This is a genomic window from Pseudonocardia sp. TMWB2A (genome assembly GCF_017312135.1).
The window spans coordinates 2,181,153-2,198,153 of record NZ_QKQY01000002.1 but is presented as its reverse complement, the minus strand read 5'-3'; the positions used below and the strand labels follow the sequence as shown (position 1 = coordinate 2,198,153).

Sequence of the window (17,001 nt, the reverse complement as noted above, 5' to 3'; positions counted from 1 at the left end):
GATCGCGGGCGTGACCACCGTCTTCGTGTTCAACGGCCCGAACCTCAACCTGCTCGGGACCCGCAAGCCGGAGGTGTACGGGACCACCGTGCTCGCCGACGTCGAGGCGCTGTGCCGGGAGTCGGCCGCCGCGCACCATCTCGAGCTGGACTTCCGCCAGACCAACCACGAGGGCGTCCTCGTCGACTGGATCCACGAGGCCGGTGCCGCGGTGAAGCGCGGCGACGCGGTCGGCCTGGTCCTCAACGCCGCCGCCTACACCCACACCTCGGTCGCGCTGCACGACGCGATCGAGGGCGCCGAGCTCCCCACGGTCGAGGTGCACATCTCCAACGTGCACGGCCGCGAGACCTTCCGGCACCACTCGTTCGTCTCGCCGGTGGCGGCCGGGATCGTCGTCGGGTTCGGCGTCGACGGCTACGCACTCGCCATCGACGGGCTCGTCCGCAAGGCGCGCCCGCTGCGCGCGGTCTGACCGGGACCGCCGCTGCCGCACCCCCCGTGGGCGGCAGCGGCGGACCGGGCGCCGGTCACCCCCCGGCGACGGCCGACGGGTCCATCCACACGAACTCCAGGTGGTGGCCGTCCGGGTCGTCGATGCCGCGGCCGTACATGAAGCCGTGGTCCTCGGTCTTGCCGGACAGCGTCCCGCCCGCGGCCAGACCGGCGTCGATCAGCCGGTCGACGTCGTCGCGGCTCTCCACGCCGAAGGCGTTGATGACCTCGCGGGCGGTCCGCGGGTCGGCGACACTGGGCTGCTCGGTGAACTCCCGGAACCGGTCCTGCGCCATCACCATGATCACGATGGCGTCGCTGACCACGAACGACGCGGTGCGCTCGTCGGAGAACTGCTCGTTCAGCCCGAAACCGAGCGCGGAGTAGAAGGCCTTCGCCGTGCCGAGGTCGGCGACCGGCAGGTTCACGAAGATCATGTTCGGCATCGCGGGCTCCTGTGTGGACGTGGCGCCGGAGGTTCCGGTGCCGTTCGAAGGGGTGGACCGGGCGCGGTGACCGGACTCATCGGTCGGCCGCCGGGAACTTCCCGCCGGGGCCGGGCAGGATCGGGGCCATGAGCGTGAAGTGGGGAATCATCGGTCCGGGCCGCATCGCCGACGCCGTCGCGCCGGACTTCGCGCACGTGCCCGGCGCCGAGCTCGTCGCCGTCGCGTCGCGTTCCGCGGAACGCGGCGCGGAGTTCGCCCGCCGGCACGGGATCGAGCGGGTGCACACCGGCTACCGGGCGATCCTCGACGACCCCGACGTCGACGTGCTCTACGTCGCGACCCCGCACCCGCAGCACCGCGCGATCGCCCTGGCCGCGATCGAGGCCGGGAAGGCGCTGATGGTGGAGAAGGCGTTCACCGTCAGCTCCGTCGCGACCCGCGAGATCGCCGCGGCCGCCCGCCGCCGGGGCGTGTTCGTGATGGAGGCGATGTGGACGCGGTTCTTCCCGGCCGTCGTCCGGCTGCGCGAGCTCGTCGCCGAGGGCGCGATCGGGGAGGTCCGCTCCGTGCAGGCCGACCTCGGCGTGCGCAACCGCACCGCGGACGACGACCGCTTCTTCTCCCCGGAGCTCGGCGGCGGTGCCCTGTTCGACCTCGGCGTCTACGTGGTCTCGTTCGCCCAGATGCTGCTCGGCAGCCCCGGTACGGTCGCCGCGAGCGGTGCGCTGACGCCGTCCGGTGTGGACCTGGAGGAGTCGATCCTGCTCGGCTGGCCCGACGGCCGCAGCGCCGCACTGCAGGTCAGCCTGCAGTGCGCGATGCCCGGCTCGGCCCGGGTGATCGGCACCGAGGGCTGGATCGAGGTGCCGCCGCGCTTCCACCACCCGGACCGGATCGTGGTGCACCGGCACGGCGCCGACCCCGAGGAGATCGTGCTGCCGGCCACCGGGCGCGGCTACGCGCACGAGATCGAGGAGGTGACCCGCCGGGTCGCGGCCGGGGAGACCGAGAGCCCGGTCATGCCGCTCGCGGACACCGTCGCCGTCCAGGACGTCATGGCCGCCGTCGCCGACCGGGTCGGGATGGTCCCGGAAGAGGGACCGGCGTCCCTCTGACGGGTTGCGATGCGGTGACGGTCACTCGTCAAGCGCTTTACGACCGTTGCGTCGCGGAGTAGACCGAACGGCGTGTCCGACACCACGACCACATCCCAGCGCCGGGAGAGGACCTTTCTCGGCCACCCCGTCCAGCTCTCGACCCTGTTCGGCGTCGAGATGTTCGAGCGGTTCTCCTTCTACGGCATGCAGGGGATCCTGCTCATCTACATGTACTACTCGGCCACCCAGGGCGGCCTGGGTCTGGACGAGGGGGTGGCGGCGGGCATCGTCGGCGCCTACGGCGGCACCGTCTACCTCTCGACGATCCTCGCGGCCTGGTCCGCCGACCGGCTCTTCGGTCCCGAGCGGGTGCTGTTCGGTAGCGCCGTCTCGGTGATGGCGGGCCACATCGCGCTGGCCCTGGTCCCCGGTGCGCCCGGGCTCGCGATCGGCCTGGTGCTGGTCGCGTTCGGCAGCGGCGGGATCAAGGCGAACGCCTCGACGATCCTGGCGTCGCTCTACGGCCCGGGCGACGACCGTCGCGACGCCGGGTTCTCGATCTTCTACCTGGGCGTCAACATCGGTGCCTTCAGCGGGCCGCTGCTCACCGGGCTGCTGCAGTCGACGTGGGGCTTCCACATCGGCTTCGGCGCCGCCGCGGTCGGCATGGCGATCGGCCTGGTCCAGTACTGGTTCAACCGGCGCGCGCTCCCGGAGTCGGGCTGGGTCGTCCCGAACCCGCTCCCGGCCGCCACCCGGATCCGGGCCGGGATCGGCGCGGTCGCGCTGCTGGTCGTCGTCGGTGTCCTGATCGCCACCGACGTGATCACCGCCGACCGGCTGAAGTGGATCGTGTTCGGGATCGTCCTGGTCGCGACCGTCTCCTACTTCACGCTCATGCTGACCAGCCCGAAGGTGGACCGCGTCGAGCGCCGCCGGGTGCTGGCGTTCCTGCCGATGTGGCTCGCCTCGGTGATGTTCTGGGCGATCTTCCAGCAGATCTTCACCGTGCTCACCATCTACGCCGACAAGCGCCTGGACCGGACGATCCTCGGCTGGGAGATGCCGGTGACCTGGACCCAGTCGATCGAGCCGGTCTTCGTCATCCTGCTCGCCGGCGTCTACGCCACGGTGTGGACCAAGCTCGGGCCGCGCCAGCCGTCGTCGCCGCTGAAGATGGCGATCGGCACCGTGGTCGTCGGCTGCGCGTTCCTGCTGTTCGTGCCGTTCGCCGGCACCGGCGCCAACGGGACGCCGCTGCTCGCGGTCGTCGGGATCCTGCTGGTGTTCTGCCTGGCCGAGCTGTTCACCTCGCCGGTCGGGCAGTCGCTGTCGACCAAGCTGGCGCCGCAGGCGTTCCAGACCCAGATGGTGGCGCTGTTCTTCCTGTCGGTCTCGATGGGCACCGTGCTGTCCGGGCTGCTCGCGGAGCTCTACAGCGAGGGCGCCGAGGTGGCCTACTTCGGCATCACCGGGGTGACCGCGATCGTGGTCGGCCTCGTCGTCGTCGCGCTGGTGCCGAAGCTGAAGGTCCTGATGGAGGGCGTCCGCTAGGCCCCGGTCGAACACCAGTTCGATCCGTCCCCAGCTGTGCACACACCTGTGGACAACTCCGGTGGATCACCGACGACGGGTGCGCCGGATCGTCGGTGAGTCCATCGTGTCGCCGGCCATCTCCCGGGCGATCCGCACGACGTGCGCGCGGACGTCCGGGGGCTGGTCGGCGATCCGCATCGCCAGCATCTCCAGCACCGAGGCCAGGCCGAACGCGATCTCGGGGCGGCTGAGTCCGGCGTAGCGCGCCTGCACGGCCTCGTGCCGCAGCGCGGCCGCGGCGGCGAGCACCGTCTCGCGGTCGGTGCGCAGGGCGGCCAGCCGCCGTCGTTCGTGGGTGTTCATGCTCCCCCGGTCGTCGCTGCGGAGCCGTCGCGGGCGACGGCCGGTCCGCACCCGGGGGAGCGGGCGCGGCGACCAGCGTGCCCCGCCCGCCCCGGCAGACGCCAGACGGGTCCCCGAGATGTCGCACACACGTTCGACTCAGAGCAGCAGCAGGGCCACGCCGAGTGCCGAGAACGCCCCCCGGAGGTGGTTCGCGGCGCTCCACCGCGGGGCGAACGCGGCCCAGTCGCCGTCGCGCTCCAGGGCGTTGTTGAGCGGGATGTTCACCGCGGCGGTCACGGCGAACCCGGCCAGCACCGCGACCCCGCCCGCGATCCGCAGCGGCTGCCCGCCGAGCGCCCCGGCCACCGTCACCGCGCCGGCGAGCAGTGCGGTGCCGGCGAACAGCGTCCCGAACACCGGGTTCACGATCACCCGGTTCACCCCGCGCATCACCGCGACCGCCTCCGCGGCGGGGCGACGACGCAGGGCGGGGAGCACCGCGACCGAGAAGGCCAGGTAGACCCCGCCGAGCAGGCCGGCCCCGGTGAGGGTGGCGCCGTCGAGGACGCCGGTCATCCCGCCACCCCCGCCGCCCACTCCTCGACGGTCAGCACGCCGTCGACGGCGCCCCGCGGGCCGTGCGCGCGGATCTCCCCGCGGTTGAACGCCCGGTTCATCGCGACGTGCAGCCGCGCCCCGTCCACGGACAGCCCGGCCCCGCGCAGCAGCCGCTCCATCTCCTCGTCCGGGACGCGCACGTAGGCCAGGTCCGGCAGGCCCAGCGCGGGCCCGAGCGCGGCGACGGCGTCGGGCACCGTCCGGTCCGCCGCGCCCTGCACCTCGACGACCCCCGGCGCGTCCGGGGCGAGCAGTGCCGCGGCGGCGGCCCGGCCGACGTCGCGGGTGGCGACCATCGGCAGCGCGACGTCCGGGTCGACCGAGTCCGCGTGCACCCCGTGCGCCCGCATGGCGTCGACCGACCACAGGAAGGACTCCAGGAACAGGCCCGGCCGGACCCGGGTGACGTGCGCGTCGAGCGTCGCCAGCCGGGCCTCCTGGTCGTGCAGGCTGCCCAGGTAGCCGGTCGCGGCGAGGTCGGGGCCGCCCGGGACCTCCGCCCCGAGCGAGCTCAGCGCGACGACCCGGGGCACGGCCGCGTCCCGCAGCGCGGCGACGACCGACTCCCCGAGCCGGGCCTGGTGGGCGGCGTGGTCGGGCCCGGTGACGTCGAACGGCAGCAGCACGAACGCGGCGGCCGCGCCGTCGAACGCCCGGCGCAGGAACGCCCGGTCGCCCAGGTCACCGGGCCACGGCCGCACCCCCGGCGCGGCGACGGCCGGGCGGCGCGCGACGGCGCGGACGTCCACCCCGGCCGCGGTCAGCTCCCGGACGACCTGCGATCCCACGTTCCCGGTCGCACCCAGCACGGTGATCATGTCGAACTCCTCTCGTCGGTGTCCGTCCACGATCACCGCCGTCGACCGGACGGAGAATGGCTATGGATCCACAACTGATGCTCGTTCGTCCACAGGTGGGGATGAGCTGTGGACGGACTGTCATGCTGTGCACCGTGTCCACCGCGCCGCCGTTCCCGGCCGCCGACCCGCTCGGGGAGGCGCTGCACGTGCTGCGGATGGACGGCGTCTTCTACTGCCGCTCCGAGCTCGGCGAGCCGTGGGGGATGACGCTGCCGCCGACGCCGGGCTGCCTCTGGTTCCACGTCGTCACCTCCGGCGGGTGCCGGCTCACCGTCGACGGCGACGGCGCCGGCGCCGGCGCCGGCGGCGGCGGGACCGGGGACGGGGCCGACCGCGCGCTGCGGCCCGGCGAGCTCGTCGTCGTACCGCGGGGGACCGGGCACGTGCTGCGCAGCGCGCCCGGTGTGTCCGCCCCGGACATCCGGTCGATCCCGCACCCGATGCTCGACGGGCGCTACGCCCTGCTCCGGCACGGCGGCGACGGTCCGGTGACCCGGATGGTGTGCGGCGCGGTCCGGTTCTCCCACCCCGCCGCGGGCGACCTCGTCGCGAGCCTGCCCGACCTCGTCCGGGTCGAGCCGTCGCCGATCGGGGACCGGGTGCAGGACACACTGCGGCTGCTGGCCGCGGAGGTCGAGCACGGCGGCCCCGGCAGCGACGCGGTGATCACCCGGCTGGCCGACGTGCTGGTCCTCCAGGCGGTGCGCGGCCGGCTGCAGGCCGACGCGGCCACCCGCACCGGCTGGCTCGGGGCGCTCGCCGACGACCGGATCGGCCGCGCGCTCGCCGCGGTGCACCGCGAGCCGGAGCGGGACTGGACGGTCGCCGCGCTCGCCGCGACGGCGGCCATGTCGCGGTCGGCGTTCTCCGCCCGGTTCACCGAGCTCGTCGGCGAGTCCGCGATGGGCTACGTGACCCGGTGGCGGATGCACGCCGCCGCCGAGTTCCTGTCAGGGGGGAGTGGGACGGTGGCGCAGGCGGCCCACCGGTTCGGCTACCGCTCCGAGGCGGCGTTCGCGCGGGCCTTCTCGCGGGTCGTCGGGGAGCCCGCCGGACGGGTGCGCCGGCACGGGCTCGCGGGCACGGCCGACGCCCTCGCCGCCTTCCGGAGCTGATCCGGGCCCTCGCACACACGTTCGACAGAGGGCTGCTACGCTGCGGCGACGCCACCGTGAGAGGAGCAGCGCATCAGGTCGATCGTCCCGTATCCGGATCTCTCGCGACCGTTCTAGACGGCTGTATGCGATGGCATGCGCGTGCGTCGATGTCGTCGTATGACGCTATCTAGTGCTGGTGCGAGAAAGCGGTACAGAGTCGGATCGACGGTCGATGCACTCGTCTGCGCTGCTCTCGGGACGATCCGAGACAGGGCTAGAGAACGCTACGTGCGCCCGCCCGCTCGGGTCGTCTGCGCTTCTCTAGCGTGCGCGCGAGACGGCGGGAGAGAGCCCGAGGTGCCGCCGGCCGGCACCCGGGCCCGGGTGCTCACAGGTGGGCGAGCTTCTCCGGGTTGCGTACCGCGTAGACCGCGGTGACCAGGTCGGCCCCGTCCACCTCGGACACCTCGATGAGCACGACGCTGTCGACGCCGTCCGGCCCCCGCACCACCACCGCGGGGAGCCCGTTGAACTCCGCGGCGCCGGTCAGCGCACCCGGCAGCGGCCGCGCCGCCAGCCCGACGAGGAACCGCGCGACCTTCTCCGCCCCGCGGATCGGGCGCCGGGCCGCCGACACCGCGCCGCCGCCGTCGGCGAGCGAGACGACCTCGGGGGCCAGCAGCGCGGTCAGCGCCGCGACGTCGCCGCCCAGCGCCGCCCCGACGAACGCCTCCGCCACCCGACGGGCCCGGTCCGGGGGCACGGTGAAGCGCAGCCGGCGGGCCCGCACGTGCTCGCGCGCCCGGCGCGCGATCTGCCGGACCGTGGCGACCGGGCGCCCGGTCGCGGCGGCGATCTCGTCGTAGCCGGTGCCGAAGGCCTCCCGCAGCACGAACACCGCACGCTCCTCCGGGGCGAGAGTCTCCAGCACGAGCAACATCGCGACGGTCACGTCGTCGGTGCGCAGGGCGCGGTCGGCGGCGCCGTCGTCGCCGGTCGGCAGCGGGTCGGGCAGCCACGGTCCCGGGTAGGTCTCCCGGGCCCGGGCCACGGTGCGCAGCCGGTTCAGCGCCTGCCGCGACACCACCCGCGCCAGGTACGCCCGCGGGTTCCCCACCTCGTCGTGCGCGGTGGCCGACCAGCGCAGCCAGCTGTCCTGCAGCACGTCCTCGGCGTCGGCGACGCTGCCGAGGATCTCGTAGGCGACGGCGAACAGCAGGCCGCGGTGACGGTCGAACTCGGCGAGCGGGTCCACCTCAGGCCACCCGCCCCCGGGCCCGGCGCAGCGCGTAGCGGCACACCTGCTCCTTCACCACGGCCGCCGCGCCGCCGCCGAGCGCGACCGGCCGGGGCACGTCGTGGCGGTCCACGAGCTGGATCAGCGCGGCGTCCGGCCCGAGCGCCAGGCACTGCGCGGCGTAGGACACCGAGGCCGCCGGTGCGGGGCGTCCGCGCAGGCCCGCGAGCACGGTGCGTGCCGCGGCGACCCCGAGCGGGAGGGCGGCCTGGCAGCTCGCGCGGACCAGCCCGACCTCCGGCGGGGCGGCGACGGCGTCGCCCGCGCCGACGATCCGGGCGTCGCCGGTGCAGGTGAGCGTGGCGTCGGTGCGCAGGCGGCCGTCGTCGTCGACGGGCAGGCCGGAGTCCCGGGCCAGCCCCGGGACCGCGGGCGTCGTGGTCCACACGACCAGTTCGGCGCCGAGCGCGGCCGGGTCGGTCACCGTGACGCCCTCACCGACCTCCACCCCCAGCGACGCCAGCCGGGCGCGGACCCGGTCCCGGCTGCGGGCGGGCAGCTCCGCGGCGACCGGGCCCGCCGACAGCAGCCGCACGCGCAGGCCGGGCCGGGCGGCGGCGAGCTCGGTGGCCGTCTCCAGCCCGGTCAGCCCCGCCCCGACGACGGCGACGACCGCCCCGTCGGGCAGGGCCGCGGCGGCGTCGTGCACCCGGCGGGCGCCCTCCAGGGTGTCCACCCGCAGCGCGCCGTCCGGGGCCGTCCCCGCCCCGCTGCCGACCGCGTACACGAGCCGATCGAACCGCAGCACGTCGCCGTCGTCGAGGGTCGCCGTGCCGTCCCCGATCCGGGTGACCCGCGCCGCGCGGGTGCGGACCCGCCGGTGCAGGACCTCGCGCAGCGGGACCGTCGCCGCCCCGGTGCCCGCGGCGAGCCGGTGCAGCCGCACCCGCTCGACGAACTCCTCCCGCGGGTCGACGACCGTGACCGCCGTCCCGCCCGCCGCGATCCGGTTCGCCGCCGCGACCCCCGCGTACCCCGCTCCGACCACCAGCACCGTCGCGTCCATGTCGCTCTCCTCCCGTGTGTGCGCTGTCGGGACTCCGACACCGCCCGGGCCGCCCGCGTGACGATCTGTGTCCGGGGTCACCGGTCGGCGCGTGGCAGGGTGGGCCCATGAGCGGGGTGGCGGTGGTGACCGGGGCCGGGTCGGGCATCGGCGAGGCGGTGACCCGCGGCCTGCTCGACGCCGGCTGGCGGGTCGCACTGGCCGGGCGCCGGCGTGAGCCCCTGACCGGGGTCGCGGCGGGCCGCGACGGGACGCTCGCCGTCCCCACCGACGTCACCGACCCCGCCTCGGTCGACGCCCTGTTCGCCGCGGTGCACGAGCGCTGGGGCCGGGTCGACCTGCTGGTCAACAACGCCGGCACGTTCGGCGCGGGCGGCACCGTCGACGAGATCTCCGTCGAGGACTGGAACGCGGCCGTCGCGGTCAACCTCACCGGCTCGTTCCTCTGCGCCCGTGCGGCGTTCGCGGCGATGCGGACCCAGGACCCGCAGGGCGGGCGGATCATCAACAACGGCTCGATCTCCGCGCACGTCCCGCGGCCGGGCAGCGCGCCCTACACGGCCACCAAGCACGCGATCACCGGGCTGACCAAGTCGCTCTCGCTCGACGGCCGCGGGTTCGGCATCGCCTGCGGTCAGATCGACATCGGCAACGCCGCCACCGAGATGACCGCGGGCATCGCGACCGGCGCCAAGCAGGCCGACGGCTCGGTGCGGCCGGAGGCCACCTTCGACGTCCGGCACGTCGCCGACGCCGTCGTCTACATGGCCGGGCTGCCGCCGGAGGCGAACGTGCAGTTCCTGACCGTCGCGGCGACGACGATGCCCTGGCTCGCCCGGGGCTGAGGGGGCGTCTCTTTCTGAGACTTCCGTCACCTGCCGTCGCGGGGGACACTGTGCGAATGACTCGGAGGATGCACGTCCTTCGCCTGATCGTGCATGCCCGGTCGCGCCAGCCGGTGCTGCTGCTCGGCGAGGCCGACGGCGACCGCTGCGTGCCGGTGTTCCTGCGGCCCCCGCAGGCCGAGGTCATCGCCGTGGGCCCGCGCGACGACGAGGGCACCCCGCTCACCCAGGACGTGCTGCTCCCGGTCGTGGAGGCCCTGGGCCGCACCCTGGAACAGGTCGAGATCTCGGACCTCGTCGACGGCGTCTACACCGCCGAGCTGGTCTTCGACGGCGGCACCCGGCTGGCCGTGCGACCGTCGGACGCGTTGTCGCTGGCCGTCCGGGAGGGGCTGCCGATCGGGATGGCCGAGCACGTGCTCGACGAGGTCGGCCAGGCCGTCGACGACGTCCTGCCCCCCGACGGCGACGACACCACCGGCGCCGCCGCGCAGGCCCGCGCGGCCACCGCCGGCCCGGCGGACGCCCCGCCGGAGCAGCAGATGCAGGAGTTCCGCGAGTTCATCGACGAGGTGTCGCCGGAGGACTTCCGCTAGGCCGCGGCCGGCGCCCCGGCCCACAGCTCGGCGTAGCGCCCGCCCCGGGCGAGCAGCCCGGCGTGGTCCCCGCGCTCGACGATCCGGCCCTGTTCGAGCACGAGGATCTCGTCTGCGTGGCGGACGGTGGACAGCCGGTGCGCGATGACGAGCGCGGTCCGCCCGTCCAGCGCCTCGGCCAGCGCCGCCTGCACCGCGGCCTCCGAGGTGGTGTCCAGGCTGGCCGTGGCCTCGTCCAGCACCACGATCCGCGGCCGGGCCAGCAGCACCCGCGCGATCGTCATCCGCTGGCGCTCCCCGCCGGACAGCCGGTACCCCCGCTCCCCGACGACGGTCCCGAGTCCGTCCGGCAGGGCCGCCACCAGGCCGTCGAGCCGGGCCCGGCGCAGCGCCGCCCACAGCTCGGCGTCCGTGGCCTCCGGTGCCCCGATCCGCAGGTTCGCCGCCACCGTGTCGTGGAGCAGGTGCCCGTCCTGGGTCACGAACCCGACCGCGCGGTGCACCGAGGCGGTCGTCAGCTCGCGCACGTCCACCCCGCCGATCCGGACCGCGCCGTCGCCGACGTCGTAGAGGCGGGCGAGCAGCTGGGCGACCGTGGACTTCCCGGCCCCCGACGACCCGACGACCGCCACCACCGCCCCGGGCGCCGCGCGGAACGAGACGTCGTGCAGCACCTGCTCGCCGCCGCGGGTGTCGAGCGTCGCGACCTCCTCCAGCGACGCCAGCGACACCTGGTCGGCGGTCGGGTAGGCGAACGAGACCCGGTCGAACTCGACGCCGACCGGCCCGTCCGGCACCGGGCGCGCGTCCGGGGCGTCGGTGATCATCGGCTCCAGGTCGAGCACCTCGAGCACCCGCTCGAAGCTGACCAGCACGGTCATGATCTCCATCCGGGCGCCGGCCAGCGCGGTCAGCGGCTGGTAGAGCCGGGTCAGCAGCAGCGCGAGCGCCACGACGTTCCCCGCCGACAGCGCCCCGGCCAGCGCGAACCCGCCCCCGACCCCGTAGACGACGGCGACGGCCAGCGACGACGCGAGCGTCAGCGCCGTCACGAACGTCCACTGCAGCATCGCCGAGCGCACCCCGATCGCACGGACCCGGTCGGCCCGTTCGGCGAACTCCGCGGACTCGCGCTCCGGGCGGCCGAACAGCGTGATCAGGGTGGCGCCGGGCGCGGAGAACCGCTCGGTCATCCGGGTGCTCATCGCCGCGTTGTGGTCCGCGGCCGCCCGCTCCAGCGCGGCCAGCCGCCGCCCCATCAGCCGGGCCGGGACCAGGAACGCCGGCAGCAGCAGCGTCACCAGCAGGGTCACCGGCCAGGAGATCACCAGCATCGCGGCGAGGGTCAGCACCAGCACGACGACGTTGGACACCACCCCGGCGAGGGTGTCGGAGAACGCCCGCTGCGCCCCGAGCACGTCGGAGTTCAGCCGCGACACCAGAGCGCCGGTGCGGGTGCGGGTGAAGAACGCGACCGGCATCCGCTGCACGTGGTCGAACACGGTGGTCCGGAGCTGGTGGATCAGGCTCTCGCCGAGGTTCGCCGAGTACCAGCGGGTCAGCATCGACAGCGCCGCCTCGACCAGCGCGACGGCCGCCATCAGCCCGGCCAGCAGCGCGAGCACCGACAGCGGCTCGCCGCGGGTCACCGCGTCGGTGGCCCGCCCGGCCAGCAGCGGCACCGCCACCGTCAGCACGGCGGCGGCGGTGCTCACGGCGAGGAACGCCGCGATCCGCCGCCGGTGCGGCCGGGCGAAGGCCAGGATCCGACGGGCCGTCTCCCCGGCCGGGCGGGTGCGCCTGCCGGGCTCGGTGCTCGCGTTGCGCAGGGCCGTCCAGGTGCTCGCGTCCATGGTGCGGCACGCTACGAACTGAAGTTGACTTCAGGTCAAGTGCGGGCTCTCACGCGGCCGCGAGCCCGGGCTCCTCGTTCAGGTCCGGCAGCGTCCACGGCCGTGCGACGACGACCAGCGCGATCCCGGCGAGCGCGATCGCGCCGAACATGGCGGTGCCCATCGCGGCCGCGTCGTTGCCGAGCAGCCCGACCACGGGCGAGGTCGCGGCGCCGATCCCGAACTGCAGCGACCCCAGCAGCGCCGACGCCGTCCCGGCGGACTCGCCGTGCCGGGCCAGCGCCAGCGCGGGCGCGTTCGGCAGGACGAAGCCACAGGCCAGCAGCAGTGCCCACACCCCGGCGAGCACGGCGGGCAGGCCGCCGGTGCCGGTCGCGGTGAGCACGGCCAGCACGAGCCCGACGAGCACCCCCGCGGCGACGGCGGTCGACATCACCTGGCGGGGCTCGAAGCGGCGCAGCACCACCGGGTTGAGCTGGGTGCCGACGACCAGCCAGATCGCGCCGGCGCCGAAGGCGATGCCGAACGTCTGCTGGTCCATCCCGAACTGCTGCTGGTAGACGTACGCGGCGCCGGAGACGTAGCTGAAAAGCGCGCCCATCGCGAGCCCGGCGACGAGCACCAGCCCGACGAAGGTCCGGTCGCGCAGCAGCCCGCCGTAGGTCCGCAGGGTGGGGCCGAACCGGGCCGACCGGCGTCGGGAGACGGGGAGGGTCTCGGGCAGCCCCGAGGTGACCACGGCCAGCATGACCAGGCCGTAGCCGGCCAGGAACAGGAAGACCCCGCGCCAGGAGACCCAGTTGAGCAGGGCGGCGCCGAGGGTCGGGGCGAGCACCGGGAAGGCGCCCATCACCAGGATCAGCCGCGAGAGCATGGTCGCCGCGGCCCGGCCGGTGAACAGGTCGCGCACCACGGCGAGACCGATCACCGCGCCCGCCGAGGCGCCGACGCCCTGCAGCACCCGCAGCACCGCCAGCACCTCGATGCTCGGGGCGACCGCGACCAGCGCGGAGGCCAGCACGTGCACGGCGGTGCCGGCGAGCAGGAGCCGGCGCCGGCCGTAGGCGTCGGACAGCGGGCCGATCACCAGCTGGCCGAGCGCGAGACCGGCGAGCGTGCCGGTCAGCGTCAGCTGCACGACCGGCTCGGACGCGACGAGGTCGCGCCCGACGTCCGGCAGCGCGGGCAGGTACGTGTCGATCGTCAGTGGACCGAGCGCGATCAACGCGCCCAGGATCAGCGCGATCCGTAATCGGCTCGGCGCGGTGACTGCAGTGGTGGTCACTCGGACGTCCCCCCTCGTGTGGCCGAACGGTGCAACCTCACGAGGGGTGACGCCGATTCCGCCCGGACATCACCGGACGGGTGAGCGCGCTCACACGTCGATCACCGGGTGGCGGGCTCCAGTCGCACCTGCACCCACTTCGACGTCGGGCAGCGCGAGGACTCCGCGTAGGACTCGAGCGGGATCAGCGGGTTCGTCTCCGGGTAGTACGCGGCGATGCAGCCCTTCGGCGTCGAGTACGACACCAGCCGGAAGTCGTCCGCGCGCCGCTCGCTGCCGTCGGTCCACTCGCTGACCAGGTTCACCCGTTCGCCGTCGGCGAAGCCCAGCTCGCGCAGGTCGGCGTCGGAGATGAACACGACCCGGCGGCCGGAGTGGATGCCGCGGTAGCGGTCGTCCAGGCCGTAGATCGTGGTGTTGAACTGGTCGTGGCTGCGCAGGCTCTGCAGGACCAGGCGGCCCTCGGGCAGCGTCAGCACCTCCAGCGGGCTGACGGTGAACTCCGCCTTGCCCGACGCCGTCGGGAAGGTGCGGCTGTCCCGCGGCGGGTGGGCGAGGGTGAACCCGCCGGAGCGGGCGATCTTCTCGGTGTAGGCCTCGCAGCCCGGGACGACCCGGCCGATCCGGTCGCGGATGCGGTCGTAGTCGGCGGCGAAGTCGGCCCACGGGACGAGGTGGTCCGCGCCGAGGGTGGCACGCGCGATCCCGCACAGGATGTCGACCTCGGAACGCAACAGCTCACCGGCCGGCTCGGAGCGGCCGTGCGAGGCGTGCACCGCCGACATCGAGTCCTCGACGGTGACCCGCTGTGCCCGGCCGCCGGTCAGGTCCTTCTCGGTGCGGCCCAGCGCGGGCAGGATCAGCGCGTCGGTCCCGGCGACGACGTGCGACCGGTTCAGCTTGGTCGAGATCTGCACGGTCAGCGCGCAGCGCTCCAGCGCCGGCTCGGTGACGCCGGTGTCCGACATCGCCTGGGAGAAGTTGCCGCCCAGGCCGACGAACACGCTCGCCCGCCCGTCGGCCATCGCCTGCACCGCCGCGACCGAGTCGTGGCCGTGCTCGCGGGGCGGCTCGAAGCCGAACTCGTCGCGGATCGCGTCGAGGAAGCTGTCCGCGACCCGCTCCCAGATGCCCATCGTGCGGTCGCCCTGCACGTTGGAGTGACCACGGACCGGGCACAGGCCCGCGCCCGGCTTGCCGATCATGCCCTGGAGCAGGGCGACGTTCACCATCTCCTTGATCGTGTTCACGGCGTTGCGGTGCTGGGTGATGCCCATCGCCCAGCAGTTCACGATCCGCTTCGAGGTCGCGAGCATCTCCGCGGCCTTCTCGATCTCGCCCCAGGTGAGCCCGGTCGCGGCGACGACGGCGTCGCGGTCCAGGTCCTTCACGTGCGCGGCGTAGGCCTCGAAGCCGTTCGTGTGCCGCTCGATGAAGTCGCGGTCCAGCACGCTGCCCGGGTTGCGGTCCTCGGCGGCGAGCAGCAGGTGCCCGAACGCCTGCCACAGCGCGAGGTCGCCGTTGCTGCGGATCTGCAGGAACTCGTCGGCCAGGTGGGTGCCGATGCCGGACATGCCGCGCGGGGTCTGCGGGTTGTCGAACTTGAACAGCCCGGCCTCGGGCAGCGGGTTGACCGCGAGGATCCGCGCGCCGTTCTTCTTGGCCGTCTCCAGCGCCGACAGCATGCGCGGGTGGTTGGTGCCCGGGTTCTGCCCGGAGATGACGATCAGGTCGGCGTCGTGCAGGTCCTGCAGCGAGACCGAGCCCTTGCCGACGCCGATCGCCTCGGCCAGGCCGACCGAGGTCGACTCGTGGCACATGTTCGAGCAGTCGGGCAGGTTGTTCGTGCCGTAGGCGCGGGCGAACAGCTGGTAGACGAACGCGGCCTCGTTCGAGGCCCGGCCGGAGGTGTAGAACAGCGCCTCGTCCGGGCTCGACAGGGCGCGCAGGTGGGTCCCGACCAGGTCGAACGCGTCGTCCCACGAGATGGGCTCGTAGTGCGTGCCGCCGGCCCGGCGGACCATCGGGTGGGTCAGCCTGCCCTGGCTCTCCAGCCAGTGCGCACTGCGGTCCCGCAGGTCGGCGATGGAGTGCTCGGCGAAGAACTCGGGGGTGACCCGGCGGCGGTCGCCCTCCCAGGACACGGCCTTCGCGCCGTTCTCGCAGAACTCGGCGGTGTGCCGCTCGCCCGGGGCCGGGTCCGGCCAGGCGCAGCTCATGCAGTCGAAGCCGTCGACCTGGTTCATCGTGAGCAGGTTCTTGGCGGTCTTCACCACGCCCTGTTCGGCGAGGGAGCGCTTCATGGAGATCGCAACGGCCTTCGCCCCGGCGGCGGAGGTCTTCCGCTCCGAGACGCGCAGATCGGACTCCTCGGTGTCGACCGGGGGGTGGATCGGGGCGCTGTTGACCGGGGTGGGGGACACGGGCACCTCATCTGGAACACAACGACAGCAGAACGAGTCAGGCTACCCACGCGTGCGGGGCTCGGAAACGATGTTGCCCCAGCGCAGGATCAGGCGCGCAGCGGGCCTGTGGGTGACGACTAATATATCAGTCGCGACTCGCGGATGCGGTGCGTCGGTGGCTCCCTGCGACCTGCCGGGTGGCGACGCTGATCCGGTTCCAGGCGTTGATCGTCGCGATCGTGGTGACCAGCAGGGTCAGGGCCCGCTCGTCGAACACCGCGGCGGCCTCGTCCCACACCGCGTCCGGGACGGCGTCGGGCCGGTCGGCCAGCCGGGTCACCTCCTCGGTGAGGGCCAGTGCGGCCCGCTCCTCGCGGGTGAACCACGGGGCCTCCCGCCAGGCGGCGACGGAGAACAGGCGCTCGACGGTCTCGCCGGAGTCCAGCGCGTCGTGCGAGTGCATGTCCATGCAGAAGCCGCAGCCGTTGATCTGCGACGCCCGCAGCCGCACGAGCTCCTGCAGGGCGTGCGGGAGGACGGCGTCGTCGCGGGTGGAGGCCTCCAGCGCGGTCAGGGCGCGGTAGCCGTCCGGGACGTGGCGGTAGGGGCGGGTGATGCGGGGTTCCACGATGGTCTCCTCAGGGGGTGAGTGCTGCCCGCGCGCGCTGCGGCGCGTCGGGGGCGGACCGGACGACGTCGGCGCTCACGTCGGCGAGCGAGCGCGCGGCCAGCTCACGGCGCCAGGCCAGCTCGGCCGAGCGCATGGACAACGAGATCGCGCACGACCGCGAGTAGTCCGCGGACGGGTCACCGCCGGGTGCGGCGCCCAGGATGGAGGTGCAGCGGAACGCCTCCTCCGGTCCCTCCAGCGCGACGACGACGTCGAGCAGGGACACCTCCGCCGGGTCCCGGGCGAGGCGGAAGCCGCCGCGCGGGCCGGGCACCGACTCGCAGACCCCGGCCCGGACCAGGGCCTGGAGCTGCTTGTTCAGGTAGGCGGGCGGGAGGTCGTAGAAACCGGCCAGCCGGGCGCCGGGCACCGGCCCGCCGACCCAGGCGAGGTTCAGGCAGCAGTGCAGTGCCCACTCGACGCCCTGGCTCATCCGCATGATCCGGACACTACATATCCAGGATGTAAGTTGTCCAGAATTCGGGGCGCCGGTCTCCCGCGAACATCCGAGGCACACGACCGACGGCCGGCCCCGGGAGCTCCGGGG

Annotated in this window: 17 protein-coding genes; 6 read left to right on the top strand and 11 right to left on the bottom strand. The window is 74.1% G+C overall.

The features are described from left to right. Position 1 precedes the first annotated feature (1 nt). Complete coding sequence (gene aroQ / locus DMP17_RS25030) at positions 2-475, top strand: type II 3-dehydroquinate dehydratase (RefSeq protein WP_337832728.1); 474 nt, start codon at positions 2-4, stop codon at positions 473-475. Between the two features lie 55 nt (positions 476-530). On the opposite strand, the gene DMP17_RS25025 is transcribed toward aroQ, so the two are convergent. Continuing rightward, positions 531-941, bottom strand: coding sequence for a VOC family protein (locus tag DMP17_RS25025; protein ID WP_226354212.1), 411 nt, complete (start codon positions 939-941; stop codon positions 531-533). Between the two features lie 128 nt (positions 942-1,069). Here DMP17_RS25025 and DMP17_RS25020 point away from each other — a divergent pair, with 128 nt between their 5' ends. Further along, positions 1,070-2,059, top strand: coding sequence for a Gfo/Idh/MocA family protein (locus DMP17_RS25020; protein ID WP_337830761.1), 990 nt, complete (start codon positions 1,070-1,072; stop codon positions 2,057-2,059). A 72-nt stretch (positions 2,060-2,131) separates the two neighbouring features. Then, positions 2,132-3,595, top strand: coding sequence for a peptide MFS transporter (locus tag DMP17_RS25015; RefSeq protein ID WP_226367904.1), 1,464 nt, complete (start codon positions 2,132-2,134; stop codon positions 3,593-3,595). Positions 3,596-3,661: 66 nt separating this feature from the next. Here DMP17_RS25015 and DMP17_RS25010 read toward each other — a convergent pair whose 3' ends face one another. From DMP17_RS25010 to DMP17_RS25000, 3 genes are all read right to left on the bottom strand, one after another. Next, positions 3,662-3,940, bottom strand: coding sequence for a hypothetical protein (locus DMP17_RS25010; RefSeq protein WP_062398562.1), 279 nt, complete (start codon positions 3,938-3,940; stop codon positions 3,662-3,664). A 138-nt stretch (positions 3,941-4,078) separates the two neighbouring features. Continuing rightward, entirely contained in the window at positions 4,079-4,498 is a 420-nt protein-coding gene (locus DMP17_RS25005; protein ID WP_226354209.1) for an anthrone oxygenase family protein, read from the bottom strand. Further along, positions 4,495-5,358 carry an NmrA family NAD(P)-binding protein gene (locus tag DMP17_RS25000; protein WP_337830760.1) on the bottom strand — a complete coding sequence of 288 codons (864 nt, stop codon included), beginning with the start codon at positions 5,356-5,358 and terminating at the stop codon, positions 4,495-4,497. Before DMP17_RS25000 ends, DMP17_RS25005 begins: the two co-directional genes overlap by 4 nt. Before the next feature lie 134 nt (positions 5,359-5,492). On the opposite strand from DMP17_RS25000, the gene DMP17_RS24995 reads away from it, so the two are divergent. After that, positions 5,493-6,515 (top strand): AraC family transcriptional regulator, encoded by a 1,023-nt coding sequence (locus DMP17_RS24995; RefSeq protein WP_337830759.1) that lies wholly within the window; start codon positions 5,493-5,495, stop codon positions 6,513-6,515. Positions 6,516-6,885: 370 nt separating this feature from the next. Here DMP17_RS24995 and sigJ read toward each other — a convergent pair whose 3' ends face one another. After that, positions 6,886-7,752 (bottom strand): RNA polymerase sigma factor SigJ, encoded by an 867-nt coding sequence (gene sigJ, locus DMP17_RS24990; RefSeq protein WP_337830758.1) that lies wholly within the window; start codon positions 7,750-7,752, stop codon positions 6,886-6,888. A 1-nt stretch (position 7,753) separates the two neighbouring features. Continuing rightward, on the bottom strand, positions 7,754-8,800 hold the full coding sequence (locus tag DMP17_RS24985) for an FAD-dependent oxidoreductase (RefSeq protein WP_226367900.1): 1,047 nt from the start codon (positions 8,798-8,800) through the stop codon (positions 7,754-7,756). 107 nt (positions 8,801-8,907) lie between these two features. Here DMP17_RS24985 and DMP17_RS24980 point away from each other — a divergent pair, with 107 nt between their 5' ends. Further along, positions 8,908-9,645, top strand: a complete 738-nt coding sequence (locus DMP17_RS24980) for an SDR family oxidoreductase (RefSeq protein ID WP_337830757.1) — start codon at positions 8,908-8,910, stop codon at positions 9,643-9,645. A 68-nt stretch (positions 9,646-9,713) separates the two neighbouring features. Then, a complete protein-coding gene (locus tag DMP17_RS24975) occupies positions 9,714-10,241 on the top strand; it encodes a bifunctional nuclease family protein (RefSeq protein WP_226354203.1) in 528 nt (175 codons plus the stop codon). Here the strand turns inward: DMP17_RS24975 and DMP17_RS24970 are convergent. The 5 genes from DMP17_RS24970 to DMP17_RS24950 all read right to left on the bottom strand — a co-directional run bounded on the left by DMP17_RS24970 (position 10,238) and on the right by DMP17_RS24950 (position 16,893). Then, positions 10,238-12,094, bottom strand: coding sequence for an ABC transporter ATP-binding protein (locus DMP17_RS24970; protein ID WP_226367898.1), 1,857 nt, complete (start codon positions 12,092-12,094; stop codon positions 10,238-10,240). The genes DMP17_RS24975 and DMP17_RS24970 overlap by 4 nt on opposite strands. Positions 12,095-12,143: 49 nt before the next feature. Then, positions 12,144-13,379 carry a multidrug effflux MFS transporter gene (locus DMP17_RS24965; RefSeq protein ID WP_226354201.1) on the bottom strand — a complete coding sequence of 412 codons (1,236 nt, stop codon included), beginning with the start codon at positions 13,377-13,379 and terminating at the stop codon, positions 12,144-12,146. 101 nt (positions 13,380-13,480) lie between these two features. After that, positions 13,481-15,802: an FdhF/YdeP family oxidoreductase gene (locus DMP17_RS24960; protein ID WP_337830756.1), complete on the bottom strand. Its 2,322-nt coding sequence runs from the start codon at positions 15,800-15,802 to the stop codon at positions 13,481-13,483. A gap of 127 nt (positions 15,803-15,929) precedes the next feature. Continuing rightward, a complete protein-coding gene (locus DMP17_RS24955; protein ID WP_337830755.1) occupies positions 15,930-16,412 on the bottom strand; it encodes a carboxymuconolactone decarboxylase family protein in 483 nt (160 codons plus the stop codon). Between the two features lie 10 nt (positions 16,413-16,422). Next, positions 16,423-16,893: an RrF2 family transcriptional regulator gene (locus tag DMP17_RS24950; protein ID WP_337830754.1), complete on the bottom strand. Its 471-nt coding sequence runs from the start codon at positions 16,891-16,893 to the stop codon at positions 16,423-16,425. Between the last annotated feature and the right edge of the window lie 108 nt (positions 16,894-17,001).